Below are 2,950 nucleotides of genomic sequence, written 5' to 3' on the forward strand. Positions count from 1 at the left end.
CGCGCCGGCGGGGTCGCCCGCGCGCGGCTCGGGGGCCGCCGGACGGCGGGAGCCGAGCGGCGGCGGGGTCTCGCCCCGGTCGAGCGCCTGCAGGTGCTGCCGGATGACCCGCAGCGGCAGGTAGTGGTCGCGCTGGGCGGTCAGCACGAACCGCAGCCGCGCCACGTCGGCGTCACCGAACTTGCGGTAACCCGACGGGCTGCGCTGCGGTTCGACCAGCCCCTCCGCCTCCAGGAAGCGGATCTTGGAGATCGTGATGTCCGGGAACTCGGCCCGGAGCAGCCCGAGGACGTCCCCGATCGTCATCAGGGCCCGGGCGGCCTGCGCGCTCATCGCCCTCCCATCGTCGCCGCCTCCCGCCTGGCGTTGCCCGTTCCCGCGCCGTGCGCCGCCCCGGACGGGGCGGGGCACCGGCTCCCCCGGCGTCCCGGCGCGGGCGCCCGCCCGCGCCGGAAAGCTCAGCCGTGCTGCGGGCTGGTCAGGAACACCAGCCGGAACTTCCCGATCTGCACCTCGTCACCGCCGGACAGGCCGGCCTGGTCGATCCGCTGCCGGTTGACGTAGGTGCCGTTCAGGCTGCCCACGTCGCGCACCGAGAACCCGCCCTCGTGCCGGGCGAACTCGGCGTGCTGCCGGGACACGGTGATGTCGTCGAGGAAGATGTCGCTCTCCGGGTGGCGGCCGGCGGAGGTCCGGTCCTTGTCGAGCAGGAAGCGGCTCCCGGCGTTCGGGCCGCGCTCGACGACCAGCAGCGCGGTGCCGGGCGGCAGCGCGTCCACGGAGACCTGGGACGACGCGGGCGGCCCCGGCTCGCCGGCCTCGGCGAACGCCTCGATCCCGGAGATGGAGATCGTCGAGGTGGACTCGCCCGGGGACTCCCGGGGAGGCGGGGGCTGCTGGCCACTGCGAGTCAGCGGAGTGCCACAGTTCGAGCAGAAACGGGCATCATCCGGGTTGGCGTGACCGCACTGCGTGCAGTAGACGCTCGGCATCGATCGGCTCGGCCTCCTACCTCCGGCGCGGCGCCCGCGGCCCCCGTCCGGCTGCCGCCCGCGCCCCGCGCATCCTTCGTCCAACCCACGCCGGGTCACCGTCCCGACCCGGGTGCTCGTGCTCCCGGCACGACACTCGCCATCGCGACGGTTGCCGCAACTTACGCGGGTGAGGCCCGGGGGGTCAACCGGAACGGTCAGCCGGTCGCCCCCACGCTACCTTCGACAATGATCGCAGGTCTACGCCGCCGCGCGGACGGCGGCGGGACACCCGCCCGTCACCTCGCGGTGACCGGCGCTTGACCCGGGACGCCCGCGGGAGCGCACGCGCGGGGCGTCGCGGGCCGCGCTCGCGGTCCGATCCCCCGTGATCCCCTAACCCGACCGTACCGCGCTGACGGTCATCCGCGCACGCGGGGTGACGGTGACCTCCGCCCCGAGACCGCGCAGCGTGCGGACGACGCCGCCCGGGATGCCGAGCGCGGTGGCCATGGTGTGCGGGTCGCCGATGGCGAGGATCCGGTAGGGCGGCGGCAGGAACCTCCCGTCGGCGAGGACGCCCTCGGGACCGTCCACGAAGTAGGTGTCCACCCCGGTCCGCACGTCCCCGACCTGGACGACCTCGGCGCCGGCGTCGCGCAGCTCCTCCAGGGCGTCCAGCAGGTTGGCGGCCCGGACGGCGCGGCGCGGGTCGGTCACCGTGATCTCCACGCCGGGGCCCTGCGCCGGGACGGTGCCGGCGAGCAGCCCGTAGTCGTCGGCGCGGCGGCGGGCCTCCTCCAGGGCGGTCTGGCCGCGCGCGTCGCGCTCCAGCCCGGCCTTGGTGTTCTCCAGGTCGCGCAGGTCCCCGCGCAGCCGCTCCGACCGCTGGGTGAGGTCCGACAGGATCCCGACCAACTCGTCCTGCCGGGCCGTCGCGAACTTGGTGTCGTGGTTGTTGGCCTGGACCTGCGCCACGACGGCGAAGCCGAGCACGAGGCTGAGCAGGGCGCCCGCGAGCTGCCCGCGCGTCAGCCGGGGCCGGAGCATGTCGGTGAGCGGGGCGAGGGGCCGGCGGGGACGCTCGGGAGTGCCCGCGGCACCGTCCTCCCCGCCGGTCGTCCGAGTCGTTCCGGGGGGCTTCGCGGCGTCGCTCATGCGCCGAACAGCTTGCGTCGGATGGCGGCGGCGTTGGAGAAGATCCGGACGCCGAGGACGACCACCACCCCGGTGGACAGCTGGGAGCCGACGCCGAGCTGGTCGCCGAGGAAGACGATGAGCGCGGCGAGGATGGTGTTGCCGACGAACGACACCACGAAGGTCTTCTCGTCGAACACGCCCTCCAGCCGCGCGCGGACGCCGCCGAACATCGCGTCCAGCGCCGCGACGATCGCGATCGGCAGGTAGGGCTGCAGCCACAGCGGCACGGTCGGCTGGAAGACCAGCCCGAGCACCACTCCCGCGACCAGCCCGATCAGCGCGACCACCGCACCACCCTCACCTCTCACTGCCTCTCCCCCGCCGGCCGGGCGTAGCGCGGCGCGGCCGGCGCGGCGGCGGGCAGCCTGGCCGAGTCGTCGGTGCGCACCGCGTACCGGATCCCGTAGCGGTCCCGCAGGGCCGCGAGCCGCCGGTCGGCGTCCGAGCCGGTGAACGCGGCGCGCAGCCGTCCGGCGGAGCCGAGCGCGACGACCTCGTACGGGCCGGTCAGCGGACGGTAGTCCACCAGGACCGCCTCGCCCGCCGTGCGGATCGCCGTGGTGGGGGTCAGCCGCAGCCCGTTGATCGCGACGGCGTCGGCGCCGGCCGCCCAGAGCCCGTTGACCAGGCTCTGGAGGTCCTGATCATAGACCCGGCCGTCGTCCTCGGACGCATCGGAGCCGTGCTCGCCGGGGGCGTCGTCCAGGGTGACGACGAGCGCGGGGCCGGCGGCGGGACGGGCCGCCGCGGCGGCCTCGGCGGCGGCGAGGTCGCGGTCG

General features: G+C 75.5%; 5 protein-coding genes. All 5 read right to left on the reverse strand.

The annotated features are described in order from the left end of the window. Positions 1–333, reverse strand: a 333-nt coding sequence (gene ftsR, locus DZF91_RS03615; protein WP_147340975.1) for a transcriptional regulator FtsR, incomplete at its 3' end; no start/stop codon positions are given. A gap of 125 nt (positions 334–458) precedes the next feature. Then, positions 459–992 carry an FHA domain-containing protein gene (locus DZF91_RS03620; RefSeq protein WP_117356079.1) on the reverse strand — a complete coding sequence of 178 codons (534 nt, stop codon included), beginning with the start codon at positions 990–992 and terminating at the stop codon, positions 459–461. A 375-nt stretch (positions 993–1,367) separates the two neighbouring features. Further along, positions 1,368–2,129, reverse strand: coding sequence for a DUF881 domain-containing protein (locus tag DZF91_RS03625; RefSeq protein WP_117356080.1), 762 nt, complete (start codon positions 2,127–2,129; stop codon positions 1,368–1,370). Continuing rightward, entirely contained in the window at positions 2,126–2,458 is a 333-nt protein-coding gene (locus DZF91_RS03630; protein ID WP_117356081.1) for a small basic family protein, read from the reverse strand. The genes DZF91_RS03625 and DZF91_RS03630 overlap by 4 nt, the downstream gene beginning before the upstream one ends. A gap of 17 nt (positions 2,459–2,475) precedes the next feature. Continuing rightward, positions 2,476–2,950 (reverse strand): DUF881 domain-containing protein (locus DZF91_RS03635; RefSeq protein WP_147340976.1); only part of this gene is annotated, 475 nt, incomplete at its 5' end.

Source organism: Actinomadura logoneensis, from assembly GCF_003428695.1.
Classification (GTDB): domain Bacteria; phylum Actinomycetota; class Actinomycetes; order Streptosporangiales; family Streptosporangiaceae; genus Spirillospora; species Spirillospora logoneensis.

Bases quoted from the DNA above. Each gene is read 5' to 3' on its own strand.
- DZF91_RS03620 (WP_117356079.1), bottom strand. From the start codon at position 992: ATGCCGAGCGTCTACTGCACGCAGTGCGGTCACGCCAACCCGGATGAT.
- DZF91_RS03625 (WP_117356080.1), bottom strand. From the start codon at position 2,129: ATGAGCGACGCCGCGAAGCCCCCCGGAACGACTCGGACGACCGGCGGG.